At 38.5% G+C, this 17,897-nt stretch carries 16 protein-coding genes; 10 read left to right on the forward strand and 6 right to left on the reverse strand.

What is annotated here, in order from left to right; all coding sequences use genetic code 11:
* Positions 1-90: 90 nt before the first annotated feature.
* A complete protein-coding gene (locus KCTC52924_RS18540; RefSeq protein ID WP_251807856.1) occupies positions 91-753 on the reverse strand; it encodes an alpha/beta fold hydrolase in 663 nt (220 codons plus the stop codon).
* 159 nt (positions 754-912) lie between these two features.
* Between KCTC52924_RS18540 and KCTC52924_RS18545 the strand changes: the two genes are divergently transcribed.
* Positions 913-1,206, forward strand: a complete 294-nt coding sequence (locus KCTC52924_RS18545) for an N-acetyltransferase (RefSeq protein WP_251807857.1) — start codon at positions 913-915, stop codon at positions 1,204-1,206.
* A gap of 79 nt (positions 1,207-1,285) precedes the next feature.
* On the opposite strand, the gene mtaB is transcribed toward KCTC52924_RS18545, so the two are convergent.
* From mtaB to KCTC52924_RS18560, 3 genes are all read right to left on the reverse strand, one after another.
* Entirely contained in the window at positions 1,286-2,620 is a 1,335-nt protein-coding gene (gene mtaB, locus KCTC52924_RS18550) for a tRNA (N(6)-L-threonylcarbamoyladenosine(37)-C(2))-methylthiotransferase MtaB (protein WP_251807858.1), read from the reverse strand.
* A 254-nt stretch (positions 2,621-2,874) separates the two neighbouring features.
* Complete coding sequence (locus KCTC52924_RS18555; protein ID WP_251807859.1) at positions 2,875-4,050, reverse strand: GlmU family protein; 1,176 nt, start codon at positions 4,048-4,050, stop codon at positions 2,875-2,877.
* A 68-nt stretch (positions 4,051-4,118) separates the two neighbouring features.
* Positions 4,119-4,370 carry a type B 50S ribosomal protein L31 gene (locus KCTC52924_RS18560; protein ID WP_251807860.1) on the reverse strand — a complete coding sequence of 84 codons (252 nt, stop codon included), beginning with the start codon at positions 4,368-4,370 and terminating at the stop codon, positions 4,119-4,121.
* 165 nt (positions 4,371-4,535) lie between these two features.
* On the opposite strand from KCTC52924_RS18560, the gene KCTC52924_RS18565 reads away from it, so the two are divergent.
* The 4 genes from KCTC52924_RS18565 to KCTC52924_RS18580 are packed head-to-tail and all read left to right on the forward strand — an operon-like array spanning position 4,536 to position 9,628.
* Positions 4,536-5,060: a DUF4199 domain-containing protein gene (locus KCTC52924_RS18565; protein WP_251807861.1), complete on the forward strand. Its 525-nt coding sequence runs from the start codon at positions 4,536-4,538 to the stop codon at positions 5,058-5,060.
* Positions 5,061-5,095: 35 nt separating this feature from the next.
* The gene (locus KCTC52924_RS18570; protein WP_251807862.1) at positions 5,096-6,055 is read left to right on the forward strand and encodes a glycosyltransferase family 2 protein; all 960 of its coding nucleotides are present in this window, start codon (positions 5,096-5,098) and stop codon (positions 6,053-6,055) included.
* Positions 6,056-6,098: 43 nt separating this feature from the next.
* Positions 6,099-7,808 (forward strand): phospho-sugar mutase, encoded by a 1,710-nt coding sequence (locus KCTC52924_RS18575; protein ID WP_251807863.1) that lies wholly within the window; start codon positions 6,099-6,101, stop codon positions 7,806-7,808.
* Positions 7,808-9,628, forward strand: coding sequence for an ABC transporter ATP-binding protein (locus tag KCTC52924_RS18580; protein ID WP_251807864.1), 1,821 nt, complete (start codon positions 7,808-7,810; stop codon positions 9,626-9,628). Before KCTC52924_RS18575 ends, KCTC52924_RS18580 begins: the two co-directional genes overlap by 1 nt.
* Before the next feature lie 150 nt (positions 9,629-9,778).
* Here KCTC52924_RS18580 and KCTC52924_RS18585 read toward each other — a convergent pair whose 3' ends face one another.
* Positions 9,779-10,828 carry a DUF6340 family protein gene (locus KCTC52924_RS18585; RefSeq protein WP_251807865.1) on the reverse strand — a complete coding sequence of 350 codons (1,050 nt, stop codon included), beginning with the start codon at positions 10,826-10,828 and terminating at the stop codon, positions 9,779-9,781.
* A 232-nt stretch (positions 10,829-11,060) separates the two neighbouring features.
* On the opposite strand from KCTC52924_RS18585, the gene KCTC52924_RS18590 reads away from it, so the two are divergent.
* From KCTC52924_RS18590 to fumC, 3 genes are all read left to right on the forward strand, one after another.
* A complete protein-coding gene (locus KCTC52924_RS18590) occupies positions 11,061-13,235 on the forward strand; it encodes an endonuclease MutS2 (RefSeq protein WP_251807866.1) in 2,175 nt (724 codons plus the stop codon).
* 196 nt (positions 13,236-13,431) lie between these two features.
* Entirely contained in the window at positions 13,432-13,842 is a 411-nt protein-coding gene (locus KCTC52924_RS18595; protein ID WP_251807867.1) for a thiol-disulfide oxidoreductase DCC family protein, read from the forward strand.
* Positions 13,843-14,010: 168 nt separating this feature from the next.
* Positions 14,011-15,411 carry a class II fumarate hydratase gene (gene fumC / locus KCTC52924_RS18600; protein ID WP_251807868.1) on the forward strand — a complete coding sequence of 467 codons (1,401 nt, stop codon included), beginning with the start codon at positions 14,011-14,013 and terminating at the stop codon, positions 15,409-15,411.
* Between the two features lie 72 nt (positions 15,412-15,483).
* On the opposite strand, the gene KCTC52924_RS18605 is transcribed toward fumC, so the two are convergent.
* Positions 15,484-16,371 (reverse strand): hypothetical protein, encoded by an 888-nt coding sequence (locus KCTC52924_RS18605; protein WP_251807869.1) that lies wholly within the window; start codon positions 16,369-16,371, stop codon positions 15,484-15,486.
* Positions 16,372-16,539: 168 nt separating this feature from the next.
* On the opposite strand from KCTC52924_RS18605, the gene KCTC52924_RS18610 reads away from it, so the two are divergent.
* Positions 16,540-17,007: a GNAT family N-acetyltransferase gene (locus KCTC52924_RS18610; protein WP_251807870.1), complete on the forward strand. Its 468-nt coding sequence runs from the start codon at positions 16,540-16,542 to the stop codon at positions 17,005-17,007.
* An 11-nt stretch (positions 17,008-17,018) separates the two neighbouring features.
* Positions 17,019-17,819, forward strand: coding sequence for an MBL fold metallo-hydrolase (locus KCTC52924_RS18615; protein WP_251807871.1), 801 nt, complete (start codon positions 17,019-17,021; stop codon positions 17,817-17,819).
* The last annotated feature ends 78 nt before the right edge of the window (positions 17,820-17,897 follow it).

A 17,897-nucleotide genomic window follows, 5' to 3' on the forward strand; every position in this document is an offset into this window, starting at 1 on the left:
TTATTTAGATTGCTTTAAGCCCTACTATTATGGCACTCCACTCTTCACTACGGGTACCTATACATGTCAAAGATATTAAATACATCTCCCTTATTGTAAAATAATTGTGGGCAAGTGTTCATTAAACCACTTATATCTGTGAATTATCATCGTATGGGTGCCATTTTTCACCAAAATACATTGCTTAATATGTCCTATTGGAAAAACGGGGTCTTTCTCTCCGTGTATATGCACCAAATTTTCTGAGCATTCGGATTGTGGCCAATTCACAATTTTATCTATACACCAATCCAAATAGTATTTATCCCTTACAGACAGATATTGCTCATATAGTGCCAAGCGCTTGGTCGCCGCTTCCCCAAAAGCGTATTTGGCCAGCAACTCCATATTATTCACCAATCCTGTTGGTAATAGTTTGTGGAATTTGGTGTATTTGGCAAAAATCATCCGCTTAGGCAATTCGAACTTACTTTTTACACTCGAAATAATAATTACCTTTCTTACGGATACATGTTTAGCCATCTCTTGCACCAAAATGCCTCCGAAGGAAACTCCGATAAGAACCGGATTTGCATGTTTTATATGTTTACACATTTCCAAAGCATAATCTTCCAAGCTAATATCCTTACTAGGAATAAACCAATCCAAATAATGCTGGACGAAGGTTTCTTCAGGTAAATGTATCTTATCGAAAATTGAAATATTCGCAGCCATTCCGGGTACGAAATACACATGTATTTTATTATTAGTCATTAAAATAAGGATATGCTATATAAATAGGAAAATAACATTTTTTTTATTAAATTTGCTGTCCGGCTTTTTTTAAACACTACTTATTTTTAACTATTGTTTTACGATTATAATTTCTCAACATTATAATCCAAAACTAATGAATAAATAAAATCAATTTATATGAATGAAGTAGAAATTAAGGACAATAGTTTCTTGCGTCAATTTGAAGCTAATATCAATGGTCATTTAGCTAAAATTGAGTACTCTTCCCAAGAACGCAAGGTATTTTTAACGAAACTAGTTATTCCTGAGGAGATTATCGATATAGGATTTCAGGAAGATTTTATTAAAAGTGTTTTAAACCACTTACAAGAACAAAATCTACGTGTAGTACCTACCAGTCCAGAAATTGCGGGCTTTTTGAGAAAAAACAGACAGTACAAGGAAATGCTCCCTGTAGGGATTAGGATATAATATAAAACCTCTCTTATCGAGAGGTTTTTTTTGGTCTTGTTTTATTTCTAAAGTTTGAAAAGAACTCTGCCAAATACACTTATAGTGCGGTTGCGCCAACCTGCTCCATTATGGTACATTTTACCAATCCGTCTTCCGCAATATCATTTAATTTCACAACTTGTAAGGTATTGATCAAATTGGGATCCCAAGGGAATTTTACCTTTACGTAGTTCTCAGTAAACCCATTAATGTAGCCTTCCTTGTTCTCACCTTCAAACAATACAGTACGAGTTGTCCCCAGTTGTCCTTCATAAAATGCCCTCCGTTTTTTCACCGAAAGTCCGCGTAACATCTTAGACCTTTTACTCCTAACTCTTTTTGGAACCACCCCATCCATTTCCGCAGCCTTAGTATTATCTCTTTCAGAATAGGTAAATACATGTAAATAGGAAATATCTAAATCGTTTAAAAAATTATAGGTTTTCAAAAAATGCTCCTCAGTTTCTCCTGGAAAACCAACTATTACATCCACCCCAATACAAGCATCTGGCATTATTTCCTTTATTTTATTTACCCGATCCACATATAGATCGGTTAAATAACGTCTTCTCATCAGTTTTAACACCTCATCGCTACCACTTTGTAATGGAATGTGAAAATGAGGAACAAAAGAATTGCTGCCCCCAACAAATTCTATAGTTTCATTTTTGAGCAGATTAGGTTCGATAGAAGAAATTCTTAGGCGATGAATCCCATCAACCCCATCTAATGCCTTTACCAAGTCCAAAAAGGTGTGTTCGTGTTTTTTATTTCCAAATTCTCCCTTGCCGTAATCCCCAATATTTACACCAGTAAGGACAATCTCTTTGATTCCTTTTTCCGAAATTTCCTTGGCATTGTCCAATACATTCTGCAAAACATCACTACGGGATATCCCGCGCGCCAAAGGAATGGTACAATAGGTACATTTATAATCGCAACCGTCCTGCACCTTTAAAAATGCCCTTGTCCGATCGCCAATGGCGTAACTGCCCACGTAAAAATCAGCCTCCTCAATTTCACAGGAGTGCACCTCCCCATAATCATTCTTAGAAAGATCGTTTACATAATCGGCGATATTGAATTTCTCTGTAGCCCCCAAAACAAGGTCAACCCCATCTACAGCCGCCAAATCTTCAGGTTTTAACTGAGCATAACAACCTATTGCCGCAACAAATGCATCTGGATTAACTTTTTGCGCTTGCTTTACAATGGATTTAAAACGTTTATCAGCATTATCTGTTACCGAGCAGGTATTAATGACATACATATCTGCCCGCTCCGTAAAATCAACCCGTAAAAACCCCTCGTCGGTTAGGTTACGCGCTATCGTAGAAGTTTCTGAAAAATTGAGCTTACAGCCCAATGTGTAGAAAGCGACCTTTTTTTTCATATCCATCTCTCTTTCACCAAATTGAACTCCAATCTGGTACCCATTAAAATTCTTGTTAATTGAGATGCAAATATACCAATAATCCAAAACCTTGCGGCAAGTTATAGTTAAATAACGAACAAGGAAATCGTGGGTTTTACAGCAGATCTTGGCATAAAACGGATAGGATTGTGTGATAATGTCGGCTTAACTTAACATTTACCCTTAGAATACCCTTAGTGTATTCATAGAATTCTATTAAAACCGGTTCCGCCTTATTCGTTACGCCATTTTTTTGTTTCCTCAAAGACATGGGTAAGGATTTTGGCCTCCATATCATTAAATTCTACGCCCCTCCTGGCCATCATCACTTTGGCTGCCTCAAATGCTTTTTCAGGAAGGTAGGTATTAAAACCCGTAGCTCCGCCCCAGCTAAAACTAGGAATGAAGTTCCTCGGGAACCCGGGAACATATATATTGCAATTTACCCCTATCACTGTCCCCGTATTGAACATGGTATTTATAGCCGTTTTACTGTGATCGCCCATCATTAGCCCACAAAACTGCAATCCTGTCTGATCAAAAGTTTCGGTTTCATAATTCCACAATCTAACCTTGGCATAATTGTTCTTTAAGTTAGAATTATTGGAGCTAGCCCCAATATTACACCATTCTCCCAAAACGGAATTGCCTAAATAACCCTCATGCCCTTTACTGGAATATCCAAATATTACGGTATTACTAAGCTCCCCAGACACTTTACTATAAGGTCCCACGGTAGTGGCCCCATAGATCATGGTTCCCATTTTCACTACTGCTTTTTCACAGAGGGCAAAACCTCCACGGATAAGGTTTCCTTCCCATACCTCGGAATTCTTACCCAAATAAATTGGTCCGTCCGTAGCATTCAAAATGCTAAACTCCACTTTAGCTCCTTCTTCAAGGAATATATTTTCTGGACAGATAAGGTCGTTTGTTTTTGAAATTGGAGCACTTTCCCTCCCTTCCGTTATAAGGTCGAAATCTGCCTGCAAAGCTTCGGCATTTTTAGAGAAAATATCCCAGGTGTTCTCTATCCGTAAAACATCACCCTCATACTTTATATGCCTATAAATGGAAAAATCTATTTCTTCCTGTGTTTCTTTAGCGTAAAAGGCAATTAGCTCATCATTATAAAAAACAACCTCGTTTTGTTTCAGTTTAGAAACCAATTCCACCAATGAGGCATTAGGCAAAAAGGAAGCATTGATTAACACATTATCTTCCATTTCCACCAATGGGAATTTCTCCGACAAATAGTCCTCCGTAATCGTAGTAGTTGTACTTCCCAAATACTTTTCCCATTTTTCTCGGATAGTCAAAATACCAATCCGAATTTCCGCAACGGGCCTAGTATAGGTAAAGGGCAACAATGCTTTTCTTACGGTACCGTCAAAGAGGATGTAGTTCATACAACTAATTTAAAACAAAAAAAGTCACGCTTATGCGTGACTTTTTATCTTTTTTATAAAAAAAAAGATTATTTCTTGAATTTGTTGTATTTGTTCTTGAATTTATCAATACGACCTGCCGTATCAATTAATTTGGCCTTACCGGTATAAAACGGATGAGACGTTCTAGAAATCTCTAATTTTATTACGGGGTATTCCACTCCATCAACATCCAAAGTCTCCTTTGTGTCTGCGGCTGATTTGGTAATAAAAACATCTTCATTGGACATGTCCTTAAAGGCTACCAATCTATAATTTGCTGGGTGTATATCTTTTTTCATTGTAAAAACGTTAATTCCTTCTTGATTTCAAGCTGCAAATTTAGTTAATTTTCTGAAATGAACAATTTATAATCTCAAAAAAGAAAAATAAAATTTACTTATCTTTAATTGTAACAAATATAGTGAAACCAATACTAACCAAAAAACAACTAAATCTTTTCAAAAATGGAAGTTAACAAACCTAATACGGGAAAATTCGCTTTAACCTATGGCCTTATCCTCGGTGCAATAAGCGTTGTATTTGCATTAATGCTATTTTCCTTGGATATGCATTACCAGGGAGGCATGATGGTTCTTGCTGTAAGTCTCATAATTACTATTTCCATTATAATCCTAGGGATGATCCAGTTTAAAAAGGCAAACAACGGTTTTATGTCATTTTCCCAAGGAGTAAAAATTGGTGTAGGCATCGGTCTTGTAGGTGGTATCATCGGTATATTATTTAACCAGTTGATGGCAGGGGTAATAGATCCTGAGATGATGGAAAAAGCTATGACCTACCAAAAGGGTTTACTTTTAGAAACTACCAAAATGACCCCAGAGCAAGTGGATGCACAATTGGAAGTGGGCAAAAAATTCACCACTCCGTCTATGCAAATTGTTTTTGGGCTAATTTATAGTATAGTCGCCAGTTCTGTATTATCATTAATACCAGCTTTAATTTTAAAAAAGACGGAAACTATTCAGTAATTTGTACTTTTGAAAATATTTTGCATTAGTACCGAATGAATATATCTATAATAATTCCCTTACTGAACGAAGAAGAATCGTTAACAGAACTACATGATTGGATTGTACGCGTAATGCAATCCAATCATTTTTTATACGAAATACTGTTTATTGATGATGGGAGCTGGGATAGCTCCTGGCAGATAATAACCCAACTAGGAGAGACCAATCCCAATGTAAAGGGGATTCGGTTTTTAAAAAATTTCGGAAAGTCCCAAGCCTTACATGCGGGCTTTAAAGCAGCTCAAGGTGATGTTATTATAACCATGGATGCCGATTTACAGGATAATCCAGAAGAAATTCCCGAACTCTATAGATTGATCCACGAGGATGGTTTTGATCTTATATCTGGCTGGAAGAAAAAAAGATACGATTCCATTCTCTCTAAAAACCTTCCCTCCAAATTATTCAATTGGGCTGCTAGGAAAACCTCTGGGGTACACCTTCACGATTTTAATTGTGGCCTAAAAGCCTACAAGAAAGATGTGGTAAAGACCATTGAAGTCTCTGGTGAAATGCACCGTTACATTCCCGTATTGGTGAAATCAGCAGGATTTTCCAAAATAGATGAAAAAGTAGTACAACACCAAGCACGGAAATACGGAAAAACAAAATTTGGCATGGAACGCTTTATCAATGGGTTCCTAGACTTGATTACCATCTGGTTTGTATCCAAATTTGCCCGTAGGCCCATGCACCTTTTTGGTGCCCTCGGGGTACTTATGTTCACTATTGGATTTGGATTTGCCATTTACCTTGGGATAGATAAATTATTTTTAAACCCCTTCGGGAGACTACTTACCGATCGCCCACAGTTCTTTATCGCCCTGATAGCCATGGTGATAGGATCGCAATTATTTCTAGCCGGCTTTCTCGGTGAAATTATGGTGAGATCTAGAAAAAATGAAACACGGTATACTATTTCAGAAGAGGTAAATCTTAAACCTAATAAATAATAATTCTTCGTATTTTTAAATATATAATCAATCCAAAGAAACTATGGAAGCTATCCTAAATAACGCCAAGAGCTGGTTAACCGATTTTTTTGATTCCAAGACCAAAGAAGAAATAAAGACTCTAATTGAGCAAAATACTGAAGAATTAAAAGATCGCTTTTATAAGGATTTGGAGTTTGGCACAGGGGGAATGCGTGGTATAATGGGCGCTGGCACCAATAGAATAAATAAATACACCTTGGGAAAAAGCACTCAGGGACTTAGTAACTTCCTTAAAAAAGCATATCCCAATACCGACCTTAAAGTGGTCATAGCCTATGACTGTAGGCATAACAGCGATACTTTAGCCCGTACGGTAGCCGAAGTTTTTTCGGCAAACGGAATTCAGGTTTATCTATTTTCCGAATTGCGGACCACTCCAGAGCTTTCCTTTGCCGTACGATATCTAAATTGTCATGCAGGTATTGTGTTGACCGCTTCCCACAACCCACCCGAGTATAATGGATACAAAGTGTATTGGACCGATGGCGGACAAATAGTTCCCCCGCAGGACGGAAAGATTATTGCAGAAATAAATAGCCTTGCTTTTGAAGATATTAAGTTCGAAGCAAAAGAGGAACTTATAAAACTCATAGGCAAGGAAGTAGACGAGGCCTTTATAAATGCCTGCGTTGAGAACGGAAACTTTAACGCTAAGGAGAAGGACAACTATAAGGTGGTATTTACCTCCCTTCACGGAACCTCTATAACAGCGGTTCCAGAAGTATTAAAAAGAGCAGGATATAAAAACGTTACCATAATTGAGGAGCAAGCAAAACCAGATGGGAATTTCCCAACGGTAAAATCCCCCAATCCAGAAGAGCCCGAAGCCTTATCCATAGCTATAAAAAAGGCTGAGGAAATAGGCGCAGATATCGTTATAGGAACAGATCCCGACTGCGATCGTTTAGGAGTAGCGGTACGGAATTTAGAAGGGAAGATGGAAATTCTGAACGGAAACCAATCCATGATCATGATGACCAAATTTTTATTGGATCAGCGAAAGGCCAAAGGAATTAATGGGAACGAGTTTGTTGCTTCCACCATTGTATCTACCCCAATGATGGATTCACTTGCCAAAGCTTATGGAGTGGAGTGCAAAACCGCATTAACAGGCTTTAAATGGATTGCTAAAATGATTAAGGACTTCCCGGAACAACCCTTTATTGGTGGCGGAGAAGAGAGCTTTGGATTTATGGTCGGCGACTTTGTTCGCGACAAAGACGCGGTTACCTCTACCCTGCTGGCCTGTGAAATCGGAGCCAACGCCAAAGCCAATGGCAGTTCCTTTTACAAGGACTTAATAGAATGCTATGTGGACTACGGATTTTACAAAGAAAAGTTAATCTCGCTTACCAAAAAAGGCATGCAAGGTGCCGAGGAAATCAAACAAATGATGATTGATTTTAAGGAAAATCCCGTAGAATCGATCGACGGTTCCAAAATAATCACTGTTGAAGATTACAATACGGCTACCTCCAAGAATGTAGCATCGGGCAAGATAACTCCTCTTGATATTCCAAAATCTAACGTATTGATCTACATCGCGGAAGACGGTACCAAAATGGCGGCCAGGCCCAGTGGTACAGAACCTAAAATTAAATTCTATTTCAGCATCAATGCACCCTTAGAAAAAGCGGCCGACTTTAAAAAAGTGGACGCCCAATTAGATGCAAAGATTGATAGAATCTTAAATGAACTGAAAATTGATTAATGGAGTACTTTAAAAAGATTCTTCGCTTTGCGAAACCATATCGTAAATACGGATTTTTAAATATATTTTTCAACATCTTATACGCGCTTTTTAGCGCCCTGAGCTTTGCAGCGTTAATCCCTATGTTAGACGTGCTGTTCACGCCTGAGAAAAAAGTATTGCAAGAACCTATCTATACCGGTTTTGGACAGTTAAAGGATTACCTACAAGACTATATCAATTACAGGGTAACTGCTTTTTCTGGGGACGATGAAATGAAAGGCCTAGTCCTCGTCATTGGTTTGGTTCTGATACTTTTTCTCTTAAAAAATTTCTTTAATTATTTGGCGATGTATTTCATAACCTTTTTAAGGAATGGGGTACTGAAGGACATAAGGAACAGCATGTATCAGAAAATAGTAAGCCTGCCCATTTCCTTTTATTCAGAAAAGCGAAAAGGCGATGTTATTGCCAGAATAACCTCCGATGTCCTTGAAATTCAACATTCCTTCCTCTCCGTGTTGGAGTTAATTGTTAGGGAGCCGTTGACCATATTATTCACGATTCTGATCATGTTCGGTATCAGCACAGAACTTACCTTGTTTGTTTTTATTTTTATTCCCATTGCAGGGATGATTATTTCGAGAATCGGGAAATCACTTAAAAAGAAATCGGACCGAGTGCAAAAAGAACAGGGAGAATTTCTTTCCATTGTAGAAGAAACCTTAGGTGGACTCAGGGTCATAAAGGCATTTAATGCCGAATCTAGGTTTTACAAAACATTTAGTACTTCTACCCTTAGGTTTTTCGATTTTTCCAATAAATTATTGAACCGGCAGAACCTGGCTTCGCCGACAGGAGAATTCCTAGGCATCTTAGTAATCGGGGTTCTCTTGTGGTTTGGAGGCAAAATGGTTTTAATAGATAAGACTTTGGATGCCTCATCGTTTATCGCCTATATGGGATTAGCCTATAACATATTAACACCCGCTAAATCTATTAGCAAGGCGTCTTTTGGAGTTAAAAAAGGAAATGCAGCTGCAGAACGGGTCCTGGAAATTTTGGAAACCGAAAACCCTATAGTGGAAAAGACCAACGCTATTTCCAAAGAGAACTTTGAAACCGGAATCACCATAAAGGATATCTCATTTAAATACGAAGATGAGTACGTATTAAAGCACTTTAACCTTGTAGTGCCCAAAGGACACACGGTAGCTCTGGTAGGACAGTCTGGAAGCGGGAAGAGTACCATTGCCAATTTGGTAACCCGATTTTACGATGTTAACGAAGGGGTCATTCAAATTGATGGGACCGATATTAAAGATTTCACCAAAAAATCCCTCAGAAATTTAATAGGACTGGTAACACAAGACTCAATACTTTTCAATGATACCGTTAAAAATAACATTGGATTAGGAAAGGAAAATGCTACCGAGGAAGAAATTATCGAGGCAGCAAAAATTGCCAATGCGCACGATTTTATTGTAGAACTCCCCAATGGATATAACACTAACATTGGCGATAGTGGGAACAAATTAAGCGGGGGACAAAAACAGCGGTTGTCCATCGCAAGGGCCGTACTTAAGAATCCACCTATAATGATCCTAGACGAAGCTACCTCTGCTCTGGATACTGAAAGTGAGCGACTGGTTCAGGATGCCCTGGAAAAAATGATGCAAAACAGGACTTCCATTGTAATTGCGCACCGACTCTCTACCATTCAGAATGCGGATACCATTGTAGTACTACAAAAAGGTGAAATTGTAGAACACGGTTCCCACACCGAACTCCTTTCTGCAAATGGGGTATATAAGAAATTGGTCACCATGCAGTCGCTTTAAATGGCCCCCATATTTTCACATAACTGCATGGACTTGTATTTTTTTCCCACCCGAAATTTTCATGGAATGTTATAATGGGATCATTGGGTTATACTATTTCTAACTTAGAACATCCAAGCTAATAATATAATTGTCGTGGAAGCAAATTGGTTATCGAGAGGCTTGCTCTTGTAGCACCCTATTTTGTTCGGCCCTATATTCAAGTATCTTTAAATACCTAAGTGCATCCTTATTCTTATGATCCGTATATGATCTGGAGGCCCAATCCATTGCCGTTTCCAAATCGCCGTTAATTTCATTTATAATGGCCATGTTATAACATGCCCTTCCCGCGATTTTAGATTTTGGATTTCCCACTTCCCGTTCCCATAGTTGGGCGGCTCCCATCCAATCGCCTGTCTGTGCCCTTCTTTTTGCTACTTCAAAATTATCGGTGCCCCGCACAAAATAATCCCTATTTACCCTATGTCTAAGGGGGGAAAGTCGCAATCCATAAGCATTGCCCATATTCTTGCTGTAATCCATTACAGTTTCGTTCCTACGGGCTATGGCTTCCACTGCCTTCATGGGGTTAATCCCTTTTCCAGAAGCAATAAATCCATCAGAGTATATAAACTGGTCCAGCACTACCCTATTCTTTGGATCATAGATGCGCCATCCATTATTGATCTGGGTGTTTAAAGTAACCTGATGTCCAGGTAGTGATACTTTTAGCCCAAGTTGATTGGGGAATTCATAGGTACCTACGCTGTAAGAAACCTTGGTATCCGTATCATAAAATTCCAATGAAAAAATAAGGTCTACCCCATTTTCTTCACAAAGCTTTTCAACTATGTCCCAGGGAAGGGTGGTAGGAAGAATATTAAGGCCTTTTCTAATTTCGGGAGTCCCTTCCAATACTTTTACTTCCGTAAATAGATCTGTCCTGATTAAAGCGTCGGATAAGGCCAATACGGCTGCCTCTCCTCCTTTTTCATCAAGATGTAGGCCTTCGGCCGATAGTATTTTATCTATTTTATCCAAAGATTGATTATTTTCCGATGGCGCACTTCTATTAATAATACCAATAGTAGCTACCTCTTTGGGAATAGAAACGACTGCAGGCTGGGTAGTGCCCATTGTTAAGTTGTTGGTAGCACTACATGAAATAAGTAATGTAAAAACACCTATACAGCAAAGTATTGATCTGGAATTTTTCATGGTTCAATTTTTATTGGTTTTCTATTTGATGCTATTTAAACATCCAATTAACCTAACCCTTAAACACTTACTATGCCAAAAATATTGTTTAGAAATTATATTAATTCCAATTCCATATCACTAAAAGCAGCGAAACTGGATTTAAAAGCGAGAAAATTGTTGCTTATACTTCCCTTTTTATAGCATTTCATATCACTCCTATTCCTTACCTTTGGAATGTTTTTAATGTACTATGACAAAAATAAGTTCCAAAACCTTACAAGATTTAGAATTCAATACCGTACTCCAGCAACTTTCTGTTAGATGTAGCACAGAAATGGGCAAGGAAAAGGTGCTTTCCGTAGGTCCCTTGGAATCCAAAGAGGAGCTGTTGGCTACTCTAGGTCAAACCTCGGAGTACTTAGCCTCTCTTTCCAATGACAATAGTATCCCCAATCATAATTTTGATGCTATACACCAAGAGTTAAAACTATTGAGGATTGAGAATACCACTTTAGAAATCGGAGGGTTTAAAAGGATTGGTAGTCTTTGCAATTCTGTAGCTACCCATGTAAAATTCTTTTCAAAGTTTAAAGAATACTATCCATTACTCCTTCACGTTACGGAATCGATAACCTTATACCCGGAAATTGTAAAATCCATAGAAAACGTAATCGATAAATTTGGGGAAATCAAGAATACTGCCTCCCATAATTTACAGGGCATTCGCTCACAGATGGGCACGGTAAAAGTGAAGATAAATCAAAGTTTTGCCACTGCACTCAGCAGTTATCAGGCCGCCGATCTATTGGATGAAATAAAAGAATCCGTTGTAGACAACAGGCGGGTGCTTGCCGTAAAAAGCATGTACAGAAAGAAGGTTAATGGAGCTGTAATGGGAACCTCCAAAACAGGCAGCATTGTCTATATAGAACCCGAAGCTACTTTAAGATACAGCAGGGAGCTCAACAATCTGGAATTTGAGGAAAAGGAAGAAATCCAGAAAATATTGAACGACCTAACCAATCAAGTTAGGCCTTTCGCCCCTCATTTGGACGATTATCAAAATTTCCTGGCCTATATGGACATTACAGCGTCCAAGGCCAAGTACGCCTTGGAAATGGACGCCCTTTTACCAGAAATTACAGAAAATAAGGAGCTATATCTAAGAGATGCCTACCATCCATTGCTATTTTTAAGCAATAAATATAAAAAGGAAAAGACCTATCCCCAGACCATCATCTTACATCCCGAAAATAGGATTATTGTTATTTCTGGGCCCAATGCGGGAGGGAAAAGTATTACACTAAAGACTATAGGGCTTTTACAGCTGATGTTGCAAAGTGGCATATTGATTCCGGTGCATGAACGATCAAAAGTGTGTTTGTTTGATAATGTACTGACCGATATTGGAGATAATCAATCCATTGAAAATCACCTAAGCACCTATAGTTATCGACTTAAGAACATGAACTCTTTTTTGCGAAAGTGCAACGACAAGACCTTATTTTTAATTGACGAATTTGGTACCGGAAGTGACCCAGAACTTGGCGGTGCCTTGGCAGAAACCTTTTTGGAGGTGTTTTACGAGCGAGGTGCCTATGGGGTTATCACTACCCATTATTCAAACTTAAAGCTTTTGGCCAACGAACTGCCCCATGTTACCAATGCCAATATGCTTTTTGATGGGAAATCCTTGGAACCTACCTATCAATTGGTCTTGGGACAGGCAGGAAGCTCTTTCACCTTTGAAGTGGCCCAAAAGAATGGCATCCCCTATAGCCTGATCAACAAGGCGAAGAAGAAAATAGAACGAGGCAAAGTTCGTTTTGATGCTACCATTGCCAAACTGCAAAAAGAACGCAGTAAAATGGAAAAAACGGGTTCCCGACTTCAGGAGGAGGAGACCAAGGCCAGGACCGAGGCACAAAAATTAGAAGATCTCAATTCCAAGATTAAATCCAAATTAGAGAACTATCAGGAGTTGTACGACCATAACCAGCGGATGATCTATTTGGGGAATAAATTAAATACCGCTGCAGAGAAATATTTTGAAGATAAAAAGAAGCGGCCTTTGGTTTCCGAATTGCTAAAAATCGTAGAGACAGAAAACAGCAAGCGCAAAAAACAAACCACAGTTGAGGTAAAGGCCCAAAAAGAGAAAAAAGCAAAAGTAGAGCAAGAGGTCATTAAAAAGGTAGAAGTGATCCGCGAAAAGAAAAAAGTAGCAAAAAAGAAAGCCGAAGTCAAGGAAAAAAACATGCCCCGTCCTGTTTTTAAAATTGGCGATCGTGTGCGAATGATAGATGGTAAGGCGGTAGGCAGTATAGATAACCTGGAAAAAAATAAGGCCATTGTAAATTATGGTATTTTCACTACCAATGTAAATGTAGACCAATTAGAATTGGTAGAAGCAGTGAAAAAGTAGCCCATAAACCATGGGTATCGACATCCCATACGCTTAATGAAAGTAGCTTTTAAAATGAACTACTTCCCCTAGAGGGCTCTAGATTGATTAAGTATTACCGATAAAGTTTCCTTGGCCGCGATCGGCACAGGTTTTTAGTTTGGTGAATAGTTTTTAAAATCTAGTTTTTAAGTATTGCCAAATGTATCTTTGCTAAATGGAAACAAGCTCAAAAAAGATTTTATTGTTTGACGGTGTTTGCAATTTATGCAACGGTGCTGTCCAATACGTTATTCAAAGAGACAAGGACGACTTGTATAGATATGCCGCTCTCCAGAGTGATATAGGACGAAAATTAACTTCAGAACGCCATATTGATACCTCAACTGTAGATTCTATAATTTTAATAGAACCAGGAGTGGCATATTACACCAAATCTACCGCAGCATTAAAAATAGCAAAGTCCTTTGGTGGGGTTTGGGGGTTGGTAGCTGCATTAGAATGGATCCCAGAAAGTATCAGCAATAAGGTGTACGATTATATTGCTAAAAATCGCTATCGCTGGTACGGGAAAAAGGAGGCCTGTATGGTGCCTACCCCAGAATTAAAAGCCAAATTTTTGGACTAGCCTTAAAGTGGTGTCAAAATTATCTGACCTTCCTTTAAGCACCCCCCTATTTCGAGCTTATCGGAATAGTAAGAAGAAGGGAGAATACTATAGAATGCTCGGGAATATACTTTCTTTCTTGGGCAGATAACCTTAAATTTGTAATTATCATTAAAGGGAATATAAATTATGGAATATCGCATTGAAAAAGATACCATGGGCGAGGTAAAAGTGCCGTCCAATAAGTATTGGGGGGCTCAAACCGAACGCTCCAGAAATAATTTTAAAATTGGTCCAGCGGCTTCTATGCCCTTGGACATCGTTTATGGCTTTGCTTATCTTAAAAAAGCGGCAGCCTTTACCAATCACGAATTAGGTGTTTTAACAGTAGAGAAAAGAGATCTTATTGCAGAGGTCTGTGATGAAATATTACAGGGCAAGCACGATGATCAATTTCCGTTGGTAATTTGGCAAACTGGTTCTGGCACCCAGAGCAATATGAACGTGAACGAAGTAATTGCAAATAGAGCGCAGGAACTAGCGGGAAAGAAAATTGGTGAGGGGGAAAAGACTATTCAACCCAATGATGATGTAAACAAATCCCAATCTTCTAACGATACCTTTCCTACTGGAATGCATATTGCCGCCTACAAAAAAATTGTAGAAACAACAATTCCAGGAGTAACCCAACTTAGAAATACGTTAGACAAAAAAGCCAAGGAATTTGCCAAGGTGGTGAAAATAGGCCGTACCCATCTAATGGATGCCACTCCCCTAACCTTGGGGCAGGAAATTTCAGGTTATGTTTCCCAATTGGACCATGGTCTACGGGCGTTGAACCACACCTTGGACCATTTAAGTGAAATGGCTTTGGGAGGCACTGCCGTAGGTACCGGTCTTAATACCCCTGAAGGCTATGATGTTCTTGTAGCAGAATACATTGCGAAATTCACGGGATTACCCTTTAAAACAGCTGAAAACAAGTTTGAAGCCTTGGCGTCCCACGATGCTATTGTAGAATCTCATGGTGCATTAAAGCAACTGGCGGTGGCCCTAAATAAAATTGCCAATGATATTAGAATGATGGCTTCTGGCCCAAGATCTGGAATTGGGGAAATAATAATTCCGGCAAATGAGCCTGGTAGTTCCATTATGCCAGGAAAGGTAAATCCAACCCAATGCGAAGCCTTAACCATGGTTTGTGCCCAGGTAATGGGGAACGATGTTGCTATTTCTGTCGGTGGCACCCAAGGGCATTATGAACTCAATGTCTTTAAACCGATGATGGCCGCCAATATATTGCAATCTGCCCAATTATTGGGGGATGCCTGTATAAGTTTTGATGAAAATTGCGCTGTTGGAATAGAACCCAATTACAAGGTAATAGAGCAGCTATTGAACAATTCATTGATGTTGGTTACCGCCCTAAACACTAAAATTGGCTACTACAAAGCAGCAGAAATTGCAAATACCGCTCACAAAAACGGCACTACTTTAAAGGTAGAAGCTATTAACCTCGGCTACGTAACTGCTGAGGAATATGAGGCATGGGTTAAGCCCGAAGATATGGTGGGAACCATTAAATCATAACCTTAAATTACAGCACAAAAAAAAGGCCGATCTATATGAGATCGGCCTTTTAAGTTAAGTGGATAGTGTATATTATTTTAATTGGAATTTGGAAGTGCCCAATAATTTTAGACCATTGTCATAAACATTGACCATATAATTACCTTTTTGGAAATCTCCAACAGGCTTATCAATAAAATCACATACATCTAAGGCACGGTTCTCATAATAAAAGTCGGTTCCTTTACTGTAGGTTACAGATGCCCCTGAATCACTGGTTTTGGAGAAGCTCTCCCCCAAAACATTTCCTTGGGGATCCAAGACTTCTATAAAAAATTGTCTGTCACCAGCCTGCGCAATTACATTATCGGCAATAGTGAAACAAACCTTTAATTTATCTGTAGACTTAGCTCTGGATGTAGAAACTAATTTACCGCTATTTCTTTCCTTCACGGCATCTACATTGAACTTGGAAAGGTTTAACGTAGACCCTTTCTCCACAACATCGGCCAATTGGGTGTTCTGCACTACCAAGGAATCGTTAAAGACAGTTTGCTTTTCCAATTCTACATAAGTACTGTCCCTTTGCATGGCCAAGAAAGTATTGGACCTAGTTAGGGAATCTACCTTTCTTATTAACTGCTCTCTCTCTTTGGTCAATATACCCACTTGCTTTCTGTATCTGTAAAGACTCGCTATATCCGATTTCATAGTTTTTACGGAATCGATATACTTTGCAATATTATCCCTAGCAGAAACCAATTCCTCATTGGTAGCATTGCTCTCCAAGATTGCTTTGTCGTATTCGGATTTTAAACTGGTAAGATCTTCAACAACCAATTCTTTTTCCTTTGTAAGTAAAGCAGTGTTTTTTTGCTTATCCTGATAAAGACTTACGGTGTAGATAATTACACCTAGTAAAATTACACCAAGTAAACCTGCTATAACTTTCAATCCATTATTGCTTTTTGTTTCAGTCATATTCTAAAATGTTAATTAATTCTTTTTGGTTAACTATTAAAAATTTGTTTGTATCACTACTATATACGATTTTTTTTGATTTTTAGATTTTTTTGGCAAAAAAATAATTTATTCATTAAAACTATTATGCTTATCTTAATGGTATCACAATAATATTAATTGCCATTTATGTCAATAAACATAGTGCCATTTAAATCTGAATATGCCGTCGACTTTAAAACCTTGAACGAAGCTTGGTTAAAAAAATACTTCTTGCTAGAACCTAAGGATAGTCAGATTTTAACGAATTGTGAAGCTAATATAATCAATATAGGCGGATATATTTACTTTGCCCAGTTGAATGGGCAAATTGTAGGCTGTTATGCCCTTTTACCGTATATCCATCCTAGGCAGTACGAATTGAGTAAAATGGCGGTGGACCCGGTGTATCAAGGCCTTAAAATAGGACAACACCTATTGCAGCACCTAATTCAGGTTGGCCAACATAACCAATGGGAAAAGATTGTATTATACTCTAGTACCCACTTGGAAAATGCCATCTATATATATATAAAATATGGGTTTAAAGAAATTCCTCTCGAGGAAGATCCGCCCTATAGCAGAAGTGATATCAAAATGGAATTGATTTTAACTTAAAATACGCTGTCATGAAATTTCCACATAAATTTAAAGCGGTACTACTATTGTTCACGATTCTTGTTTTGGGATGCAAGGAAAAATCCAAACCCGCAATCCAACTAACAACCGAAAGTAATCCCATCACTGAAAATCCTGCTGTCAATATAGAAATAATCCCAATTGAGCATGCAACTGCGGTAATCATATTGGATGATACCACCATATATATAGACCCGGTAGGTGGAAAGGATAACTTTAATGATGTTCCCGAACCAGATTTAATTCTGATTACCGATATTCACGGAGACCATTTTAACTTAGAGACCTTAGAGGCAATAAATACCAAAAATGCCAAGATAATCCTTCCCCAAGCCGTTGCCGAAAAAATGCCCTCTAAATTTACACCCCAAATGGATATTTTGGACAATGGGGATTCTAAGGAACGATTTGGAATTCTTGTAGAAGCCATTCCCATGTATAATTTAAGGGAAGAAGCAAAAGCCTTTCACCCAAAAGGCAGGGGAAATGGATATGTGATCAGTAAAAATGGGGAACGTATTTATTTTTCCGGAGATACCGAAGATATTCCTGAAATGAGAAATCTAAACAATATAGACAAAGCTTTTATATGTATGAACCTGCCTTATACCATGAGTGTTGATAGGGCTGCAGATGCGGTACTGGAATTTAGGCCCAAGAAAGTATACCCTTATCACTACCGCGGTCAACCAGATGTTAGCGATGTGGCATTATTCAGAAAATTGATAAGCAAGGAGAAGCCAGATATAGAAGTAGTGCAATTGGACTGGTATCCCAAAGAGGATTATTAACGCAACTGACTGCCATAGGAAAAATAATCCGCCATCACCTTTAATTGGCCACAGCGGATTTATATGCAAAGTAGTTTA

The organism is Arenibacter antarcticus, from assembly GCF_041320605.1.
Lineage (GTDB): Bacteria > Bacteroidota > Bacteroidia > Flavobacteriales > Flavobacteriaceae > Arenibacter > Arenibacter antarcticus.

What these genes read in the sequence shown, in the direction of transcription:
- KCTC52924_RS18540 (WP_251807856.1), bottom strand. Translation starts at nt 753, where the DNA reads ATGACTAATAATAAAATACATGTGTATTTCGTACCCGGAATGGCTGCG.
- KCTC52924_RS18545 (WP_251807857.1), top strand. Translation starts at nt 913, where the DNA reads ATGAATGAAGTAGAAATTAAGGACAATAGTTTCTTGCGTCAATTTGAA.
- mtaB (WP_251807858.1), bottom strand. Translation starts at nt 2,620, where the DNA reads ATGAAAAAAAAGGTCGCTTTCTACACATTGGGCTGTAAGCTCAATTTT.
- KCTC52924_RS18555 (WP_251807859.1), bottom strand. Translation starts at nt 4,050, where the DNA reads ATGAACTACATCCTCTTTGACGGTACCGTAAGAAAAGCATTGTTGCCC.
- KCTC52924_RS18560 (WP_251807860.1), bottom strand. Translation starts at nt 4,370, where the DNA reads ATGAAAAAAGATATACACCCAGCAAATTATAGATTGGTAGCCTTTAAG.
- KCTC52924_RS18565 (WP_251807861.1), top strand. Translation starts at nt 4,536, where the DNA reads ATGGAAGTTAACAAACCTAATACGGGAAAATTCGCTTTAACCTATGGC.
- KCTC52924_RS18570 (WP_251807862.1), top strand. Translation starts at nt 5,096, where the DNA reads ATGAATATATCTATAATAATTCCCTTACTGAACGAAGAAGAATCGTTA.
- KCTC52924_RS18575 (WP_251807863.1), top strand. Translation starts at nt 6,099, where the DNA reads ATGGAAGCTATCCTAAATAACGCCAAGAGCTGGTTAACCGATTTTTTT.
- KCTC52924_RS18580 (WP_251807864.1), top strand. Translation starts at nt 7,808, where the DNA reads ATGGAGTACTTTAAAAAGATTCTTCGCTTTGCGAAACCATATCGTAAA.
- KCTC52924_RS18585 (WP_251807865.1), bottom strand. Translation starts at nt 10,828, where the DNA reads ATGAAAAATTCCAGATCAATACTTTGCTGTATAGGTGTTTTTACATTA.
- KCTC52924_RS18590 (WP_251807866.1), top strand. Translation starts at nt 11,061, where the DNA reads ATGACAAAAATAAGTTCCAAAACCTTACAAGATTTAGAATTCAATACC.
- KCTC52924_RS18595 (WP_251807867.1), top strand. Translation starts at nt 13,432, where the DNA reads ATGGAAACAAGCTCAAAAAAGATTTTATTGTTTGACGGTGTTTGCAAT.
- fumC (WP_251807868.1), top strand. Translation starts at nt 14,011, where the DNA reads ATGGAATATCGCATTGAAAAAGATACCATGGGCGAGGTAAAAGTGCCG.
- KCTC52924_RS18605 (WP_251807869.1), bottom strand. Translation starts at nt 16,371, where the DNA reads ATGACTGAAACAAAAAGCAATAATGGATTGAAAGTTATAGCAGGTTTA.
- KCTC52924_RS18610 (WP_251807870.1), top strand. Translation starts at nt 16,540, where the DNA reads ATGTCAATAAACATAGTGCCATTTAAATCTGAATATGCCGTCGACTTT.
- KCTC52924_RS18615 (WP_251807871.1), top strand. Translation starts at nt 17,019, where the DNA reads ATGAAATTTCCACATAAATTTAAAGCGGTACTACTATTGTTCACGATT.